This is a genomic window from Ancylobacter mangrovi (genome assembly GCF_024752355.1).
GTDB lineage: Bacteria > Pseudomonadota > Alphaproteobacteria > Rhizobiales > Xanthobacteraceae > Ancylobacter > Ancylobacter mangrovi.
Window position 1 is genome coordinate 96,564 of record NZ_JANTHZ010000014.1, and the last position, 17,362, is coordinate 113,925.

Consider the following 17,362-nt stretch of genomic DNA (forward strand, 5'->3'; position numbering starts at 1 on the left):
ATGGCCGCGTCCCCGACCCAGATCGCCGACCTCACCTGGTACGACTTCGTAGAGCGGGTGAAGGCGAACCCGATCGTGTTCCTGCCGATCGGATCGGTGGAGCAGCACGGCCCGCACCTGCCGCTCGCCACCGACACGCTGCTGCCGCAGGCCCTCGCCACTGCGGTCGCCGAGCGGGTCGGCGGCCTCGTCGCGCCGCCGGTCGCCTATGGCTACAAGTCGCAGCCGAAATCGGGCGGCGGCAACCATTTCCCCGGAACGCTCAGCCTCGACGCCAATGTTCTGATCGGCCTCGTGCGCAACATCGTCAACGAGCTGGTGCGCCATGGCGTGCGCCGGATCGTGCTGTTCGACGGCCATATGGAGAACCAGTGGTTCCTCGTCGAGGCCGCCGACCTCGCCCTGCGCGACCAGGCGATGCTGGGGCGCGACGACGTGAAGATCATCAAGCTCGGCTATTGGGAGTTCATCACCAAGGCGACCGAGCAGGTGCTGTTCCCGGACGGCTTCCCGAGCTGGGAGCTGGAGCACGCGGCGGTGATGGAGACCTCCGTCATGCTGCATGTCCGGCCCGATCTCGTGCGCAGCGCGCTCATTCCCGATGGGCCGGCGGCGGCGTTCCCGCCCTATGACGTCTATCCCTTCGATACCGGCCCGATCCCGGACACCGGCGTGCTGTCCTCGGCGGCCGCCGCCTCGGCGCAGAAGGGCGAGGTGGTGCTGGCGCAGGTGGTGCCCGACATCGCCGCCGCGCTGCGGGAGGCATTCGGCCCTGAATGAGGCTGCCAGGTCGCCACCGGCGCGCAAAAAGGGCCCCGGTGCGTCACCGGAGCCCTTGTGGTCGGAGCTCTTGCGTTCGGAGCCCTGCGCCTCAGACCTGCGCCAGGCCGCCGTCGACGAACACCTCGCCGCCGGTCATGAAGCTGCTGTCCGAGGAGGCGAGGAAGGCGGCCACCGCCCCGGTCTCGGACGGGTCGCCCACGCGCCCGAGCGGCGTCGTGGCGCCGAGCGCCTCCAGCACGTCCTGGCCCACCACTTCCATCGCCAGCTCGGTGCGGGTCGGCCCGGGCGAGAGCACGTTGACGCGGATGCCGGTGTCGCGCAGGTCCAGCGCCCAGCTTCGCGCCAGGTTGCGGACCGCCGCCTTGGTGGCGCTGTAGATGCTGAACTGCGGCGTCCCCATCACCCCCGTGGTCGAGCCGGTGAGGATGATCGACCCGCCCGACGACATCAGCGGCAGCGCCTTCTGCACGGTGAACAGAAGCCCCTTCACATTGACGTCGAAGGTCTGGTCGTAATGCTCGGGCGTGATCTCGCCGAGCGGGGCGATGATGCCGGTGCCGGCATTGGCGAACAGGATGTCGAGCCCGCCGCGTTCGTCCTTCACCACCTGATAGAGCCGGTCGAGATCGGCGAGATCGGTCACCGAGCCCCGTACCGCCCGCGCCGACGTCCCGAGCTCCGCGAGCGCGGCGTCGAGCGCTTCCTGCCGGCGGCCGAAGATGTAGACGAACGCGCCTTCCTCGACGAACCTCTTGGCGGCACCGAGGCCGATGCCGCTGCCGCCGCCGGTCACCACCGCGGTCTTGCCTTGTAGCCTGCTCATGATGTGCTCCTTGTTTAAGGTTGCACTGAGTTGGCCGGGTGCCTACCTATCTACAAGTATGCACCTTTTGGTAAGTACCTGAAAATGTCATCCGATCGCACAGACCCGACCGTGCCGGCATCGACCACTCCCCCGTCGACGGTTCCCCCGTCGACCCTTGCCTGCACGCCCACGCTGCCGGGCTTCACCTGCGGGCTCGACGCCACGCTGCGGGTCATCTCGGGCAAGTGGAAGCCGCTGATCCTGTACTTCCTCGCCCAGGGCGGCCCGACCCGCTACGGCGAGCTGCGACGCTCCGTGCGCGACGTCAGCGACAAGATGCTGATCCAGCAGCTCAAGGAGCTCGAGGCCGACGGGATGGTGAAGCGGACCGACTACAAGGAGGTCCCCCCGCGCGTCGACTACAGCCTCACCCCGCTCGGCGTCAGCCTCGCCGGCGCCCTCGTGCCGCTGTGCACATGGGGCACGGAGAACATGGCCGAGGTCGCCCGCGTCTTCGCCCAGCGCGAAGCCTGGAACGGCCGCGCGCGCTAGCTTTCCCGGCCCCGCGGGGACGAAAATACCCGCTCGCTCCCCCCCGATCCCGGCTTCCGCCCCGGAATAAAGCCGCTGCGAAAATCGCGAGCGGGCTTGGCAGCCGACGCGTGTGGTTTCAGGTTATGGCCCGGCCACGACGAAGATCGGCGGCCCAATGATGTGGGGGAAACCATCCATGAACGAGGACAACGCCATCACGCCGCCGGGCGGGCCGGGCGGCCCGGCGCGCTGGACGTCGAGCGCCAAGGTGGGCGTCGGCACCGCCCGCACCGCCGCGAGCCGGCTGTGGTTCACGCTCAGCCACGGCATTCTCAACGAGATCTACTATCCGCGCGTCGACGCCGCCTGCACGCGCGACTTCGGCTTTCTCGTCACCTCGTCGGACGGCTATTTCGCCGAGGAGAAGCGCGACGCCGACCACGAGGTCGGCGTGCTCGAGCACGGCGTGCCGGCCTATCACCTGCTCAACACCGCGCAGGACGGGCGCTGGCGCATCCAGAAGCAGATCATCACCGACACCCGCCGCGAAGCACTGCTGCAACAGGTCACCTTCGAGGCGCTGATCGGCGACATCTCGGACTACCGGCTGTTCGCGCTGCTCGCCCCGCACCTCGTCAATGCGGGCGCGGACAACACCGCCTGGGTCGGCGAGTACAAGGGCACGCCGATGCTGTTCGGCTCCGGCCGGCAGGGCGTCTCGCTCGCGCTCGCCTGCTCGGTGCCGTGGAAGGCGCGCTCGGTCGGCTATGTCGGCGCGTCGGACGGCTGGCGGCAGCTGCGCAACGACGGCTGCCTCGACGAGCGCTACCAGCGCGCTGAGCACGGCAATGTCGCGCTCAGCGCCGAGATTGACCTCGCCGCCTGCGACGGCACGATGCTGATCGCGCTCGGCTTCGGGGTGCGCCCGGAGGAGGCGGGCTTTCGCGCCGTCTCCAGCCTGCTCGACGGCTTCGAGGAGTTGCGCCGGGACTATGTGCAGGGCTGGCGCGCCTGGCAGGGCACGCTGCTGCCGCTCGACCATCCGCAGAACCGCTCCAACATCAACACCTACCGCGCCAGCACCATCGTGCTCGCCACCCACCAGCCGCGCTCGGTCGCCGGCGCCATCATCGCCAGCCTGTCGATCCCGTGGGGCTTCAACAAGGGCGACGAGGACCTCGGCGGCTACCATCTCGTCTGGCCGCGCGACCTGGTGGAGAACGCGGGCGGGCTGCTCGCCGCCGGCGCGGTCGACGAGGCGAAGTCCGTGCTCGGCTATCTGCGGGCGATCCAGGAGGAGGACGGCCACTGGTCGCAGAACGTCTGGCTGGACGGCTCCGCCTATTGGGGCGGCGTGCAGATGGACGAGTGCGCCTTCCCCATATTGCTGACCGACATGATCCGGCGCGGCGGCCATTTCGGCCATGGCGAGCTCGCCTCCTACATGGACATGGTGGCGCGCGCCGCCGCCTTCATCCTGCGCAACGGCCCGGTCACCGGGCAGGACCGCTGGGAGGAGGATGCGGGCTATTCGCCCTTCACGCTGGCGGTCGAGATCGCCGCCCTGCTCGCCGCCGCCGACATGATGGAGATCGCCGGCCGTCGCGACGAGGCACGCTATCTGCGCGAGACCGCCGACGCCTGGAACGACTGCGTCGAGCACTGGACCTTCGCCACCAATACCGAGCTCGCCGAGAAGCTCGGCGTCGAGGGCTACTATGTGCGCATCGCGCCGGTCGAGACGGCCGACGCGGCCTCGCCGCTCGACGGCTTCGTGCCGGTGAAGAACCGGCCGCCCGCCGACACCGACAAGCCGGCGGCGCAGCTCATCAGCCCCGATGCGCTGGCGCTGGTGCGCTTCGGCCTGCGCGCGCCGGACGACCCGCGCATACTCGGCACCATCAAGGCCATCGACGCGCTGCTGAAGGTGGAGCTGCCGCAGGGCCCGCTCTGGTACCGCTACAACAGCGACGGCTATGGCGAGCACGAGGACGGCGCGCCCTTCGACGGCACCGGCATCGGCCGCGCCTGGCCGCTGCTGACCGGCGAGCGCGCGCATTACGAGATCGCAGCCGGCAATCTGGTGCGCGCCGCGCAGCTTCTCGTCACGCTGGAGGATTCGGCCGGGCCCGGCGGGCTCCTGCCCGAACAGGTCTGGGACAGCGAGGACATCCCCGAGCGCGAGCTGTTCAAGGGCCGGCCTTCGGGCAGCGCCATGCCGCTGGTATGGGCGCATTCGGAGCACATCAAGCTGATGCGCTCGCTGCGCGACGGGCGGGTGTTCGACATGCCGCCGCAGACCGTGCAGCGCTATCTGGTGGACAAGGTGACCTCGCCGCGCCGGACCTGGCGCTTCAACGAGAAGCTCCGCTCGATCCCGACCGGCCTGATCCTGCGCATCGAGCTTCCCGCGCCGGCGGTGATCCACTGGTCGGCCGACGGCTGGGCCACCACCCACGACACGCCGACCGCCGCCAACGCCTTCGGCCTCCACATCGCCGACCTGCCCACCAGTGGGGCGGCGCATGGCCGGCACCTGCGCTTCACCTTCTTCTGGACCGGGGCGGACACGTGGGAGGGCACGGATTTCGCGGTGGCCATCGACGGCGAGGGCACCATGTTCCACGGCAGCCAGGACCCGCAGGCGCCCGACGCCAGCCGGCGGGTCGCCGAACCCGCCGAAACGGCGCAGTGAGGGAGTGAAGAAGATGGCCAGCAAAGCGGCAGGCATTCTCGCCGTCGACATCGGCGGAACCGGGCTGAAGGCCGCGGTGATCGACAAGGACGGGGCGATGCTCTCCGAGCGCGAGCGCGTCGAGACGCCCCATCCCTGTCCACCGCCGGCGCTGCTCGACGCCTATGCCGGCATGGCGGGCCGGCTGCCGGCCTTCAACCGGATCTCGATCGGTTTTCCCGGCGTGGTGCGCCACGGCACGGTGCTGACCGCGCCCAATCTCGGCACCGACGCCTGGGCCGGCTTCACGCTGGCCGACAGCATGTCGAAGCAGCTCGGCGGTCACCCGACCCGGCTGATCAACGACGCCGAGATGCAGGGGATGGGCATCGTCTCCGGCAAGGGGCTGGAGATGGTGCTCACCCTCGGCACCGGTGCCGGCACGGCGCTGTTCCGCGATGGCGAGCTGATGCCGCACATGGAGCTGGCGCACCATCCGGTTCACCACAAGAAGACCTATGACGAGTATCTCGGCGTCGCGTCCTACGAGAAGCACGGCAAGAAGCACTGGAACAAGCATGTGAAGCGGGTCATCGAGCTGCTCTACGTGCTGCTCCACTACGACCGGCTCTATCTCGGCGGCGGCAACGCCAAGCATGTCGAGATCGACCTGCCGGACAACGTCACCATCGCCTCGAACGACGCCGGCCTGACCGGCGGGGCCGCGCTCTGGCGCAAGCGCTGAGCGCCGGAGCGCGGCTCCGCCGGCGCGCCCGGCTTTTCTCGGGCACCTCCCCGGTCGATACTCCCCCGGCAATCGCCGGGGGAATTTCGGGGGGCGAGATGTTCAAATTGAGCGAAACCACCCGTCCGTGGTGGGTGCTCGTGGCCGCGAGCGCGGTGCTCGGCCTCGTCGTGCTCGACGAGACCGTGGTCGGCGTGGCGCTGCCGACCATGTCGGCGGACCTCGCCATGTCGCAGGTCGAGAGCCACTGGGTCGTCAACGCGTACCTTCTCACCTTCACCTGCTTCCTCGCCGTCGGCGGCAAGCTCGGCGACATGCTGGGGCGGCGCGTCGTGTTTCCCGCCGGTGCGGGGGGCTTCCTCTTGGGCTCGCTGCTCGCGGGCCTCGCCCCCTCGGGCGGATGGCTGATTGCGGCGCGCGCGGTGCAGGGCATCGGCGCCGCCGTGACCTTCCCGGCCTCGATGGCGATCGTCACCCACACCTTCCCGCCGGAGCGGCGCGGCATGGCGTTCGCCGTGCAGACGACGCTCGCCGGCTGCTTCATGGCTTCCGGGCCGCTGGTCGGCGGCGTGTTCGCGCAGACCATCTCCTGGCGCTGGATCTTCCTCATCAACCTGCCGATCGTGCTGCTCACCGTCGGCGTCCTGTGGTTCGCCTATGTCGAGAAGCCCGTCGTCCGGCCCCCCGGGCTCTTCGCCCGCTTCGACCGGGCCGGGCTGGTGCTGCTGGTCGGCGCCCTCACCGCGATCACCATTGGGCTGATGCAGGCCACCGAATGGGGCTGGTCGTCGCCCGCGATCCTAACGCTGCTGGCGGGCGGTCTCGTGCTGCTCGCGGCCTTCGTCGGTGTCGAGCTGAAGCGCGCCGCGCCCCTCATCGAGCTCGACCTGCTGGCGATCCCGACCTTCACCGGCGGCAACATCGTCTTCGCCGTGTTCCAGTTCGAGAAGACCATCGTCTTCATTTTCGTCGCGCTCTATCTGCAGCACGTGCTCGGCCGGACGCCGATCGCGAGCGGCCTGCTGGTCTCGATCGCGATCTTGCCCACCCTGCTAACCTCGCGCCTCGCCGGGCGGATCCGCGACGCCCGGGGAGCGCGCGGGCCGCTGACGCTGGCGCTCTTCCTCACCGCGCTCTGCGTCATGGCGATCGGCATCGGCACGGTGCTGCGCAGCGAGGTGCTGATCGGCGCGGTCATGATCTTATGGGGCGCGGTGATGCCGGGCATCGCGGTCACCGCGCGCCCGGCTCTGATGAGGGCGGTAGCGCTCGACAAGCAGGGGCAGGCGAGCGGCGTGAACCTGTCGATCCAGATGCTCGGCGGCACGGTGGCGATCGCCGTCTGCGGCACGCTCTTGGTTGCTACCGGCGCCTACTGGCTGGTGTTCCTGGTCACCGGCCTGTGCACCCTCGCCGCGGCGGGGGCGGCGTGGCTGCTGGTCGAGCGGCCGGGGTAGGGAAGACGGGCCACCGTCCGGCGCGCCGAGGTAGGAGGCCGCCATCGCGGCCACCGATCCTGTGTCCGGCCGGGTCGGCTTCCCCGACCCGCCACCGTATCGGTTGCCCGCCGTTCCGGCGGCGGGCCTCGACCGTCAGAAGTTCACCTTCAGCGTCGCGTTGAGGCCATTCTGGGTGGTGCCGTCGCCATACTGGCCGGAATAGGCGACGCTGAGGTTCGCCCTTTCCGACGTCGCCAGCCGCAGCCCGGCCTCCACTACCGCCGCGTCCTCGGCGATGGGCAGTCCGCTTGTGATGAAGGAGGCGCCGCCGAGGGCGAAGTAGGACACGTCGGTCGGCGTCGTGTCGCCGAAGGCGTGCTGCCAGCCGACGCTGCCATAGAACGACATGTCGGCGCCGGCGACGGCGAGCGGCAGCGAGGTGCGGATGCCCAGCGTCGTGAAGCCGGTCTCGCTGGTCGACCCCTCGGTGACCAGCGCGGCGCTGCCGCCCTGTTCGCCGTAGCTGTCGGTGTGCAGGTTCACATAGGCGAGGTTGGCGAAGGGCTCGAAATGAGCGAGGGCGGTGTCGATGCCGTAGCCGAGCTCGCCGAAGGCCTGGAAGGTGCCGGCGTCGTAGTCGGATTTGAGCGTGTCGGTATAGCCATTGAACGCCAGCGACCGCGTCGTCTCGAGGCCCTGCCAGCTATAGGCGAGGCCGGTGCGCAGGGCGAGCGCGCCCCATTTGCGCCCGGCATAGGCGCCGCCATGCCAGTTGTCGCTGTCGCCGGAGGAGGCGCGGGCGTCGACGTCGATGCTGCCCGAGCTGTAGCCGCCGAGCACGCCGAGCCGCCAGCCCTGGAACTCGCCATCGGCGCCGATGAAGAAGCCGCCGATGGTGCTGTCGAGCCCCGCCGCGTCGCCATTGCCGTTCATCGACGACCAGTTGCCGAAGCCGCTCGCCCACAGCGTGCCGGGCGAGGCCTCGGCCGGGGCGGGGGCCGCCTTCGTCGGGAAGGGCGCGCTCGCCGCCGGGGCCGGCGCCGGCGCGCCGTAGAACAGCGGCGCGACGGCGATGTCGTTGGCGCCGCTGTTCCCGTCCATCGTGCGCAGCCGGTCGAACACGGCGCGGCGCACGAACTGGCTGTCGGTGATCATCACGCTCTTGGCCGAGGCGTTGATCTCCGGCGAGAGAGAGGAGAAGGCCGCCGGAGCGGTGCCGGCATTGAGCGAGAGCAGGGCGTCGTCGAGCGGCGTGCTGCCCGCTTGCATGGTGTCGCGCGCGGCGGCGACGGCGGTCTGGTTCGCGGTGTTCGCGAGCGCCACGAAGGGAACCTCGCTGCGCACCGTGTCCAGCGCCACGCCGTTGGCGATGTAGGACACGACGGCGTCGAGCAGGGGATAGGCGGTGCCGAACGGGTCATTGACGCCGGCAAAGGCGCCGTTGACGCCGCCCGCCGCGCCGAGGATCTCGTAATGGCGCAGGCCCATATACGGGCTGGCGAGGCTGAGCTGAAGGTTCGCGCCCGCGACCGCGACGGTGCCGCCGGCGGTGATCAGGTCGGCGGTGCCGTCCTGGGCGAATTCGGCCTGGTAGGTCGTGCCCGGCGCCAGCGTGACATTGCCGCCTACGGTGACGGTGCCGACCGAATTGCCCGGGGCGATGGTGCCGGCGGTCACCATGAGGTCGCGCTGCACCGTGCCGGTGCCGAAGAACAGGCCGCCCGTCTCGACGCTCCCGGTGACGGTGCCGTTATTGCCGAAGGCGCCGGTGCTTTTCACATTGCTGTCGACCAGCGCGTCGTTGATCAGGACGCCGTCATTGTGCACGGCCGAGCCGCCGCGCGCCGAGACCGTGCCGGCATTGTAGAAGGTGCCGGCCTGGCCGATGGAGAGCGGGCCGACGATCGAGCCGGTCAGGGCCAGCGTGCCGCCCTCGACGGTGGTGCCGCCCGTGTAGAGGCTGTTGCCGGCGAGGACGAGCGTGCCGCTGCCCCGCAGGGCCAGGCCGCCATCGCCGGTCATGTCGTTGGCCCAGACGTCGAAGGCGTTGTAGCCGCCGCGCGCGGCGTTCATCGTCACCGTCTGGATGCACCCCTGCGAGCCTTCGCCGCCGCAATTGAGCGCGCCGAAGCCGTCGGCGGCGGCGTACAGGTTCAGCCGCGCCCAGCCCATACCGTTGTCGAACACGTTGCCGGACGGCAGTTCGGTCGTCCTCAGCACCTCGCGCCGCTGGTCGGCGGTGAGGTAGGGGAAGCGGGTGGACAGCAGGACCTCCGCTCCCTCCGGCACGACGGGCGCCTCGGTGGTGGAGGTGAGGTCGGGCAGGTTGTAGGTGAGCAGATTCAGATAGTCCTGCCGGTCCTGCGCGAACCGCGCGGCGGTCGGGATGACGCCGGCGCGGATGCACCCGATGACGTTGTTCTCGCAGCTCGCGGCATAGGGCGAGCCTCCGCCCGAACCGATATAGGCCTGCAGCGACGCGCTGGCCGCCGCGAGGTCCACGGGCTGCAGGGACAGGGTTCCCGGGTCGCCGTCCGGCACGACGACGCCGTCGTAATTCACGCCGTTGAGCCACTGGGCGATGTTGTAGGTGGCGAGGATGCGGCCGCTGATGACGTCCAGCGGGTAATGCACGCCGAAGATGTTGCGGCTGAGGCCGAACTCCACGCCGGCCCTGAGGAAGTCCTTGAAGTACTCGGGGGCCATGATGCCCGTGAGCAGGGCAAGGGTGTTGCCCATGGTGGAATGGCCGCTGGGAAAGGCCGAGCTGTCGATATAGGTTCCCCAGTCCTGGGCCTTATAACCCTGCGGCACGTTCGAGGATTGCTGGATCGTCACGGCCAGCGGCGATGCCTGGTCGGTGGTCCAGGGATTGCTGTGGATCTCGGACGACACCACGAAGGGGCGGGGATCTCCGGCGGCCTCACCCGCGTATGTGGGTAGAGTCGTATATTGCTGGCCATAGCTGTTCAGGGTGGAGCTGTTGCCGAAATAGCCCTTTAGCCCGCCGGCAATGTCGACGAATGCGTTGACCGCATTGAAGGTGTTGGCGATGTAGGCCCCGTGCGTGTCGGGAAAATTCGTTCCCGGTGCGAGCAGGTTGCCCGCGTCGAACAGGTAGCTGAGCTGCGGGACCGCGTGGTTCCAGATGTTGTAGTACAGCGTCGGGGACTGGAGCTGGCTGTCGAGCGCCGCCGTCTGCTTCTGTGTCGAGGTGGAGGTGGAATAGATCTCGACCTCGGTCGCGAGGTTCTGTTTCAGGATATCGATGCCGGCGCTCGACTGGGTGAGCGTGCCGAAATTCGACAGGAGCTGGGTGTTGCAGTCCCACACGCCGCAGCCCGAAGCCTGCGCGAAGGCCGCCGAGCCGCCGATTGCCGAGAGACACATCATCGCGGCCGGAGCCACGGAAACTGCAATAATTAGCCGACCGAACGGCTGCCGGATCCCCACCACGGCTCTGTCCCTTTTCTAAAGGCGTCCCCTGCACGCCGTCCCGCCCCACCTTCAGCTAAAACGCATTTCGTGATGAGTTGAAGTCATTTGTCGCGCTCGGGGCGCTTTCTTGGAAGGTGTCATCCTACCGCAACACTGCCGTGGCCGGGGGTGCGTCAGCTTTCGGGCGCGGCGGGCGCAAGCGCGTGATCGGCGCCGTCGCGCCCGCGCGGGGGAGCGGATCGGTGCTATCCTCCCGCCGCGCCTCATGGCGGGCGCGACGGGAGTCCGCTCCGTATTCGGGATCTTCAGCATGTCGACGCATATGCCCGCACGGCGCCTCGGGCGCAGTGGCCTGACAGTCTCGCGCCTCGCGCTGGGCGCGATGAATTTCGGTGCCCGCACCGATGAAGCCGAATCCCTGCGCATGATCGCGGCGGCGGCCGAGGCGGGCGTGAACTTCATCGACACCGCCGACACCTATGCCGGCGGCCGCTCGGAAGAGATCGTGGGCAAGGCGATCGCCGCCGACCGCGACGCGTGGGTGCTGGCGACGAAGCTCGCCAATCGCAACGGGCCCGGCCTCAACGACCGCGGCCTGTCGCGCAAGTGGATCCTGCACGAGGCGCATCAGAGCCTGCGCCGGCTCGGCACCGACTACGTCGATATCCTGTATCTCCATATGGAGGATCCGCTGACGCCGATGGAGGAAACGGTGCGCGCGCTCGGCCAGCTCCAGCGCGACGGCGCGATCCGCTATTTCGGCGTGTCCAACCACAGCGCCTGGCGCATCGCGGCGCTCTGCGCCCTCTGCGACCAGGAAGGGATCGACCGTCCGGTCGTCTCCCAGCCGCTCTATCACGCGCTGGACCGCACGGCCGAGCGCGAGCTGCTGCCCGCCTGCCGGCATTTCGGCCTCGGCGTCGCCGTCTACAGCCCGACGGCCCGGGGCATCCTGTCCGGGAAGTACCGCCCCGACGCGCCGCCCCCGCCCGATAGCCGGGTCGCGGTGGCGGACAGGCGCATCCTGGAGGCCGCCTATCATCCCGATTCCGTCGTCGCCGCGATGCGCATCGCCGGCTACGCGGCCGAACGGGGCGTGCCGCCGACCGCCTTCGCGCTGGCCTGGGTGCTGGCGAACGACTACGTGACCTCGTGCATCGTCGGCCCGCGGACCTTCGAGCAATGGCAGGACTATCTGGCGGTGCTCGACGTCACCTGGACCGCCGAGGACGAGACGACCGTCGACGCCATCGTCCCGCGCGGCGCCACCGCCGCTCCCGGGCTGGTCGATCCGAAATTCGCGATCGAGGGACGCGAGGGGCCGGCGCGCACGGGGTAGCGGCGACGCAAGGTGCCTGCCCGCGAGGAGCCTGCCGGCGGGGAGCCCGCCGGCCCTTCAAGCGTCCTGCTAGGCCGGCAGGACGACCACCTTGGTGTTGACCGGCGTGCGGTCGTACAGGTCGATCATGTCCTGGCTCAGCAGCCCGACGCAGCCGCTGGTGATACCGGAGCCAATCGTCTCGGGGATGCTGGTGGCGTAGATCGTGTACAGCGTGTAGGTGCCGTTCTGGTAGAGATAGAGCGTGCGGGCGCCGAGCGGGTTGTCGAGGCCGCCCGGCATGCCGCCGGCGTACTTCGCCGCCTCGGGCTGGCGCTGGATCATCTCCTTGGGCGGCGTCCAGATCGCCCATTCCCCCTTGCGCCCGACATAGGCGTCGCCGCTCCACAGGAAGCCCTGGCGGCCGACATTGGCGCCGTAGCGCGTGGCCGAGTTTTCGCCGTCGACGCGGTAGACGTAGTAGTTGGAGGGGTCGACGATGATCGTGCCGGGCTCTTCCTTGGTCTCGTACTGCACGGTCCGCCGGTAGTACTTCGGATTGACCTTGCTGACGTCGACCGCGGGGATCGGGAACTTCTCGTCCGGCACCGGCCCGTAGACCTTCTGCGCCTCGGCGAGGGTCATGCCGCCGGACGCGCAGCCGGCGAGCCCCAGCGCGCCGAGGCTGACGGCCGAGCCGACAAGAAACGACCGGCGGCTGAAAGCGCCTGCCGGGCGTCCGAACGGGGTAAACTCGCCGAGCCCGCGGGCATCGGCATTCCCGCCGTCAATACTCATGATCCTGAACTTCCCCACTATCCCACTGGCCAGCGGGCGCGACCCGCCGGGCATCCTTCGGCGCCGGAGACTGCCGATGCACATTCGTACTGACAGGCTCGGCCTTTGGCTGAGCCGGGTTCGGCGTGCGTCGCGGCCGGCAAGGATCGGTATTCCTAGCCAGCATCATGGCGAAGATGCGTCCTGCGGTGGCGGAATTGGCCGGATTTTCGCTCCGCTTGGCATGTTCCGGGCCTGAGAGGCAACGCGAAGGGCTTTCCGGCTCCAGCCCTCGGCCGCCTTCACGGTGATCGTCAATGCGTTGCGGTATCGAGGCCAGGGCGATCGGCGGGTCCTGCTGACGCCGGCCGGGAACGCGCCGGTGCTTCGGTCATGAAAGAAGTCATCCGGCACTGGCGCCGATGGTCTTTCGATACCTAGGATCTGGCAATACTGAGAGCATGCCAGGTCCTCGCGGCGGTCGACCTGCGGTGCAACAAATCGCCGATCGGCGGCCGGTTGCGGATGCTTCAACATCAATTGGACTTGTCTTTACGTCATCCTCGCCCGATGCTGCGGCCGGCGAAAACGCCAGAGTTCCGTTCATTGATGGAATTCGATTTAAACTCGTCGCGATGTCGAAGAATTACTTGAGGCATCGCGAACGTGTTGAGGGAGGCGAAAATGCGTATTCGAGGGCTACTGGGCGCCGTCATGTTCGCAGCGACCACATCCCTGACGGCCATAACCCCAGCAAAATCGCAGCAGCCACCGGACAAGCCAAATATCCTCGTCATCTTTGGCGACGATATCGGCCAGACAAACCTGTCGACCTACAGCTTCGGCCTGATGGGATACCGGACGCCCAATATCGACCGGATCGCCGACGAGGGCCTCAAGTTCACCGATTACTACGCCGAGCAGAGCTGCACCGCCGGCCGGTCGACCTTCATCACCGGCCAGTCGACCCTGCGGACCGGGCTTTCCAAGGTCGGCCTGCCCGGCGCGGATGTCGGGCTTCAGGCCAGCGACGTGACGATGGCCTCCGCCCTGAAGGACCTCGGCTACGCCACGGGGCAGTTCGGCAAGAACCATCTCGGCGACCGCGACGAGTTCCTGCCCACCGCCCACGGGTTCGACGAGTTCTTCGGCAATCTCTATCACCTCAATGCCGAGGAGGAGCCCGAGAACTTCAACTACCCGCAGGACCCGGAATTCCGGAAGAAGTTCGGGCCGCGCGGCGTGCTCCATTCCTATGCCGACGGCAGGATCGAGGACACCGGTCCCCTGACGCGCAAGCGCATGGAGACAGTCGACGACGAGACCTCGGGGGCGGCCATCGACTTCATCGACCGCCAGGCCAAGGCCGGCAAGCCGTTCTTCGTCTGGATGAACACGACGCGGATGCATTTCCGCACCCATGTGCGGCCGGAGCATCGCAGCAAGCCGGGCCTGACCGCGCTCACCGAATATGCGGACGGGATGATCGAGACCGACAAGGTGATCGGCACCATCCTCGACAAGATCGACCAGCTTAACCTCGCCGACAACACCATCGTCATCTACACGACCGACAACGGCCCCCACCAGAATTCATGGCCGGATGCCGGCACCACGCCGTTCCGCAGCGAGAAGAACACCAACTGGGAAGGCGCCTTCCGGGTGCCGGCGATGATCCGCTGGCCGGGGCACATCAAGCCCGGCTCGGTCGCCAACGGCATCTTCTCCGGCCTCGACTGGTTCCCGACCCTCATGGCCGCCGCGGGCGAGCCCGACATCAAGGAAAAGCTGCTTCAGGGGACGACCATCGGCGGCAAGCAGTACAAGAACCATCTCGATGGCTACAACCAGCTCGACTATCTGACCGGCAAGACCGACACGAGCGCCCGCAAGGAGTTCATCTACTTCAACGATGACGGGCAGGTCGTGGCGATGCGCTACGAGAACTGGAAGCTCGTGTTCTCCGAGCAGCGCGCGACCGGCACGCTGCGGATCTGGGCGGAGCCCTTCACGCAGCTTCGCGTGCCCAAGATCTTCGACCTGCGCTCCGACCCCTATGAGCGGGCCGACCTCACATCCAACACCTATTACGACTGGATGCTGGACCGCGCCTATCTCCTCGTCCCGGCGCAGGTGGCGGTCGGCAAGTTCCTCGAGACGTTCAAGGAGTATCCGCCGGCCCAACGGGCGGCGAGCTTCTCGATCGACCAGATCCAGCAGCGCCTCGAACAGCAGTTCGAAAACGCGGGCGGCGGCCAGTAGCGCCCGCGACCTCGCAGAGGCGGTGTCCCGGCGTGGTGAGCGCGCCGGGACACCGTCCAGCTCCCCGAGCGGGAAGGGCGGGGGCCATGAGTGGCCCCGGGCTTCTTCACCTCTCATGGGTCGAGTGGCCGGCGCGTGGACCGGCGGAAAAATCGTTTGAGGCGGGTCGACATGGCGGCGATTGATGCCGTTCGCGAGATACAGCAGCGCGTGAATGCCTCGATCATCGGGCAGGAACGCGTGGTCGAGCGGCTGCTGATCGCATTGCTCTCCAATGGCAACGTGCTGCTGGAAGGACTGCCGGGCCTCGCCAAGACCCGCGCCATCAAGAGCCTGTCGCAGGCGCTGGAGAGCGAATTCAGCCGCATCCAGTTCACCCCGGACCTGCTGCCCTCGGACGTCACCGGCGGCGAGATCTACCGCGCCGAGGGGGCGGAAGGGGGAAGCTTCGAGTTCCGCAAGGGGCCGATCTTCGGCAATCTCGTCCTCGCCGACGAGATCAATCGTGCCCCGGCCAAGGTCCAGTCCGCGCTGCTGGAAGCGATGGAGGAGCGGCAGGTCACGGTCTCGGGCACCCGTTATCGCCTGCCCGAACTCTTCATGGTGCTGGCGACCCAGAACCCCATCGAGCAGGAGGGGACCTATCCGCTGCCCGAGGCGCAGATGGATCGTTTCCTCATGCACGTCACCATCGGCTATCCCAGCGACGCGGACGAGGCGAAGGTGATGCGCCTGGTACGCGCCGAGCGGATGGGGAGCGGCGAGGAGCCGCCGCCGAAGATTCCCCAGAGCGTGATTTTCGACGCTCGCCGCGAGATCGACGCGATGACGATGGTCGAGGCGGTGGAGACCTACATCGTCGCGCTGGTGGCCGCGACGCGGCGGCCGGCCAAATTCGGCGATCAGCTCAAGGACTGGATCGGCATCGGCGCGAGCCCGCGCGGCACCTTGGCGCTCGACCGCGCCGCGCGCGCCTTCGCCTGGCTGCAGGGCCGCGACTACGTGAGCCCCGAGGACGTCCAGAACGTCGCCCATGACTGCCTGCGCCACCGCGTCTCGCTGACCTATGAGGCGACGGCGGACGGCAAGACGGCCGACGACGTCATCGACGAACTGATCCGCCAGGTGGCGGTCGCGGTCTAGGCGGGTGGCCATGGCTCGCAATTCCCCTCCCGAAGCCCGCGCCCACATCACGCTCGACGATCTGCTGCGGCTCGATCACCGTGCCAAGGGCTTCAGCTTCCTGCCGAAGCAGCCGGTCCACTCCCTGCTCGCCGGCCGCCACGCGTCGCGGCTGCGCGGGCGCGGCCTCGAATTCGAGGAACTGCGCCACTACTACGAGGGCGACGACGTGCGCGCCATCGACTGGCGCGCCACGGCCCGCCTCGGCGAGACGCAGCTTCGCGTCTATGGCGAGGAGCGTGACCGCCCGGTCCTGCTTCTGGTCGACCAGCGGCTCGGCATGTTCTTCGGCAGCCGGCATGCGATGAAGTCCGTCATCGCGGCGGAGGCAGCGGCGCTGGCGGCGTGGCGCGTGGTGTCGCTCGGCGACCGGGTCGGCGGGATCGTGTTCTCCGAGAACGGCATGGACGAGATCCGGCCGCGGGCGCGGCGCGCCGCCATCGGGCCGCTGTTCGAGGCCATCGTCCGGCACAATCGCGCCCTCAGGGCCGACGATCCCCGCCCCTGCGACCCCGGCCTGCTGAACGCCGCCCTCGCCAAGGTGCCGCAATTGCTGCGCCATGACGGGCTGCTGACGCTGATCACCGACGCCGCGGGTGCGGATGCCGAGACCGTGCGGCTGGTGACGCAGATGATGGCGCATAACGACGTGCTGATGATCTTCGTGTCCGATCCGCTCGAGGCCAGCCTGCCGGATATCGGCCGGACCGTTCTGGCGGAGGGGCTCCGGCAGATCGAGATCGACAGTTCCGCGCGCGGGCTTCGCGGCGACTTCGCCGCGACCTTTGCCGAGCGGCGCAACGCCATCGACGGCTTTTCGAAGCGGCGCGCCATTCCGGTGCTGCCGCTGACGACCGGGCGGGACACGGCCGACCAATTGCGCGAACTGCTCGGGCGCCGCCTGACCCGGTCCGTATCGGCGGACCATCGCGCGAGGGCCGGGTGATGGACGACGCGGCCGATCTCTCCCGCCTCGCGGACATCGTGGTGCCGCCGCCCCCGCCGTGGTGGCCGCCGGCGCCCGGCTGGTGGATCCTGGCCGCCGCGCTGCTCGCGGCGCTGGCCCTCCTCGCCTTCGCCGCCGCCCGTCGGTGGCGCCGCAACGCCTATCGGCTGCAGGCCCTGGCCGAGATCGACGGGCTGGGGGCGGTGACGCACCCGGCGGATGTCGTCGCACTGTCGGCCATCCTGAAGCGCACCGCGCTCGTCGCCTATCCGCGCCCGCAGGTGGCCCCGCTCACCGGACCCGACTGGGCCGCCTTCCTCGACCGGACGGGCGGTGAGGGCGGCTTCCGCGAAAGGGCGGGCTTTGCCGGCGGTGTCGCGAATGGCGTCGGCGACGACGGGGCCGCCCTGCTGGCGAGCGCGCGGCGCTGGGTGAAGCGCCACCCGGGAGGGCGATAGC

General features: G+C 68.8%; 13 protein-coding genes. 10 read left to right on the forward strand and 3 right to left on the reverse strand.

The window, feature by feature from the left end:
• Positions 1-780: a creatininase gene (locus tag NVS89_RS21880; protein ID WP_258734899.1), complete on the forward strand. Its 780-nt coding sequence runs from the start codon at positions 1-3 to the stop codon at positions 778-780.
• Positions 781-871: 91 nt separating this feature from the next.
• On the opposite strand, the gene NVS89_RS21885 is transcribed toward NVS89_RS21880, so the two are convergent.
• On the reverse strand, positions 872-1,606 hold the full coding sequence (locus tag NVS89_RS21885; RefSeq protein WP_258734900.1) for an SDR family NAD(P)-dependent oxidoreductase: 735 nt from the start codon (positions 1,604-1,606) through the stop codon (positions 872-874).
• Positions 1,607-1,690: 84 nt separating this feature from the next.
• On the opposite strand from NVS89_RS21885, the gene NVS89_RS21890 reads away from it, so the two are divergent.
• From NVS89_RS21890 to NVS89_RS21905, 4 genes are all read left to right on the forward strand, one after another.
• Positions 1,691-2,140 (forward strand): winged helix-turn-helix transcriptional regulator, encoded by a 450-nt coding sequence (locus tag NVS89_RS21890; RefSeq protein ID WP_374114621.1) that lies wholly within the window; start codon positions 1,691-1,693, stop codon positions 2,138-2,140.
• Between the two features lie 178 nt (positions 2,141-2,318).
• Positions 2,319-4,817: a glucan 1,4-alpha-glucosidase gene (locus NVS89_RS21895; RefSeq protein WP_258734901.1), complete on the forward strand. Its 2,499-nt coding sequence runs from the start codon at positions 2,319-2,321 to the stop codon at positions 4,815-4,817.
• A 13-nt stretch (positions 4,818-4,830) separates the two neighbouring features.
• Positions 4,831-5,541 carry an ROK family protein gene (locus NVS89_RS21900; RefSeq protein WP_258734902.1) on the forward strand — a complete coding sequence of 237 codons (711 nt, stop codon included), beginning with the start codon at positions 4,831-4,833 and terminating at the stop codon, positions 5,539-5,541.
• A 107-nt stretch (positions 5,542-5,648) separates the two neighbouring features.
• Positions 5,649-6,998, forward strand: a complete 1,350-nt coding sequence (locus NVS89_RS21905) for an MFS transporter (RefSeq protein ID WP_258734903.1) — start codon at positions 5,649-5,651, stop codon at positions 6,996-6,998.
• Positions 6,999-7,133: 135 nt separating this feature from the next.
• Here NVS89_RS21905 and NVS89_RS21910 read toward each other — a convergent pair whose 3' ends face one another.
• Complete coding sequence (locus NVS89_RS21910; RefSeq protein ID WP_258734904.1) at positions 7,134-10,370, reverse strand: autotransporter domain-containing protein; 3,237 nt, start codon at positions 10,368-10,370, stop codon at positions 7,134-7,136.
• 370 nt (positions 10,371-10,740) lie between these two features.
• On the opposite strand from NVS89_RS21910, the gene NVS89_RS21915 reads away from it, so the two are divergent.
• The gene (locus tag NVS89_RS21915; RefSeq protein ID WP_374114625.1) at positions 10,741-11,757 is read left to right on the forward strand and encodes an aldo/keto reductase; all 1,017 of its coding nucleotides are present in this window, start codon (positions 10,741-10,743) and stop codon (positions 11,755-11,757) included.
• Positions 11,758-11,826: 69 nt separating this feature from the next.
• Here the strand turns inward: NVS89_RS21915 and NVS89_RS21920 are convergent, their stop codons facing one another.
• A complete protein-coding gene (locus tag NVS89_RS21920) occupies positions 11,827-12,534 on the reverse strand; it encodes a L,D-transpeptidase family protein (RefSeq protein WP_258734906.1) in 708 nt (235 codons plus the stop codon).
• A gap of 693 nt (positions 12,535-13,227) precedes the next feature.
• Between NVS89_RS21920 and NVS89_RS21925 the strand changes: the two genes are divergently transcribed.
• From NVS89_RS21925 to NVS89_RS21940, 4 genes are all read left to right on the forward strand, one after another.
• Positions 13,228-14,775, forward strand: a complete 1,548-nt coding sequence (locus NVS89_RS21925) for an arylsulfatase (RefSeq protein WP_258734907.1) — start codon at positions 13,228-13,230, stop codon at positions 14,773-14,775.
• Between the two features lie 171 nt (positions 14,776-14,946).
• Positions 14,947-15,918: an AAA family ATPase gene (locus tag NVS89_RS21930; protein ID WP_258734908.1), complete on the forward strand. Its 972-nt coding sequence runs from the start codon at positions 14,947-14,949 to the stop codon at positions 15,916-15,918.
• Positions 15,919-15,928: 10 nt separating this feature from the next.
• Positions 15,929-16,903 (forward strand): DUF58 domain-containing protein, encoded by a 975-nt coding sequence (locus NVS89_RS21935; RefSeq protein ID WP_258734909.1) that lies wholly within the window; start codon positions 15,929-15,931, stop codon positions 16,901-16,903.
• On the forward strand, positions 16,903-17,361 hold the full coding sequence (locus tag NVS89_RS21940; protein WP_258734953.1) for a DUF4381 domain-containing protein: 459 nt from the start codon (positions 16,903-16,905) through the stop codon (positions 17,359-17,361). The genes NVS89_RS21935 and NVS89_RS21940 overlap by 1 nt, the downstream gene beginning before the upstream one ends.
• Position 17,362: the final 1 nt, after the last annotated feature.

Excerpts from the sequence above, each read along its gene's own strand:
- NVS89_RS21880 (WP_258734899.1), top strand. The coding sequence starts at position 1 with ATGGCCGCGTCCCCGACCCAGATCGCCGACCTCACCTGGTACGACTTC.
- NVS89_RS21885 (WP_258734900.1), bottom strand. The coding sequence starts at position 1,606 with ATGAGCAGGCTACAAGGCAAGACCGCGGTGGTGACCGGCGGCGGCAGC.
- NVS89_RS21890 (WP_374114621.1), top strand. The coding sequence starts at position 1,691 with ATGTCATCCGATCGCACAGACCCGACCGTGCCGGCATCGACCACTCCC.
- NVS89_RS21895 (WP_258734901.1), top strand. The coding sequence starts at position 2,319 with ATGAACGAGGACAACGCCATCACGCCGCCGGGCGGGCCGGGCGGCCCG.
- NVS89_RS21900 (WP_258734902.1), top strand. The coding sequence starts at position 4,831 with ATGGCCAGCAAAGCGGCAGGCATTCTCGCCGTCGACATCGGCGGAACC.
- NVS89_RS21910 (WP_258734904.1), bottom strand. The coding sequence starts at position 10,370 with ATGTGTCTCTCGGCAATCGGCGGCTCGGCGGCCTTCGCGCAGGCTTCG.
- NVS89_RS21915 (WP_374114625.1), top strand. The coding sequence starts at position 10,741 with ATGCCCGCACGGCGCCTCGGGCGCAGTGGCCTGACAGTCTCGCGCCTC.
- NVS89_RS21920 (WP_258734906.1), bottom strand. The coding sequence starts at position 12,534 with ATGAGTATTGACGGCGGGAATGCCGATGCCCGCGGGCTCGGCGAGTTT.
- NVS89_RS21925 (WP_258734907.1), top strand. The coding sequence starts at position 13,228 with ATGTTCGCAGCGACCACATCCCTGACGGCCATAACCCCAGCAAAATCG.
- NVS89_RS21930 (WP_258734908.1), top strand. The coding sequence starts at position 14,947 with ATGGCGGCGATTGATGCCGTTCGCGAGATACAGCAGCGCGTGAATGCC.
- NVS89_RS21935 (WP_258734909.1), top strand. The coding sequence starts at position 15,929 with ATGGCTCGCAATTCCCCTCCCGAAGCCCGCGCCCACATCACGCTCGAC.
- NVS89_RS21940 (WP_258734953.1), top strand. The coding sequence starts at position 16,903 with ATGGACGACGCGGCCGATCTCTCCCGCCTCGCGGACATCGTGGTGCCG.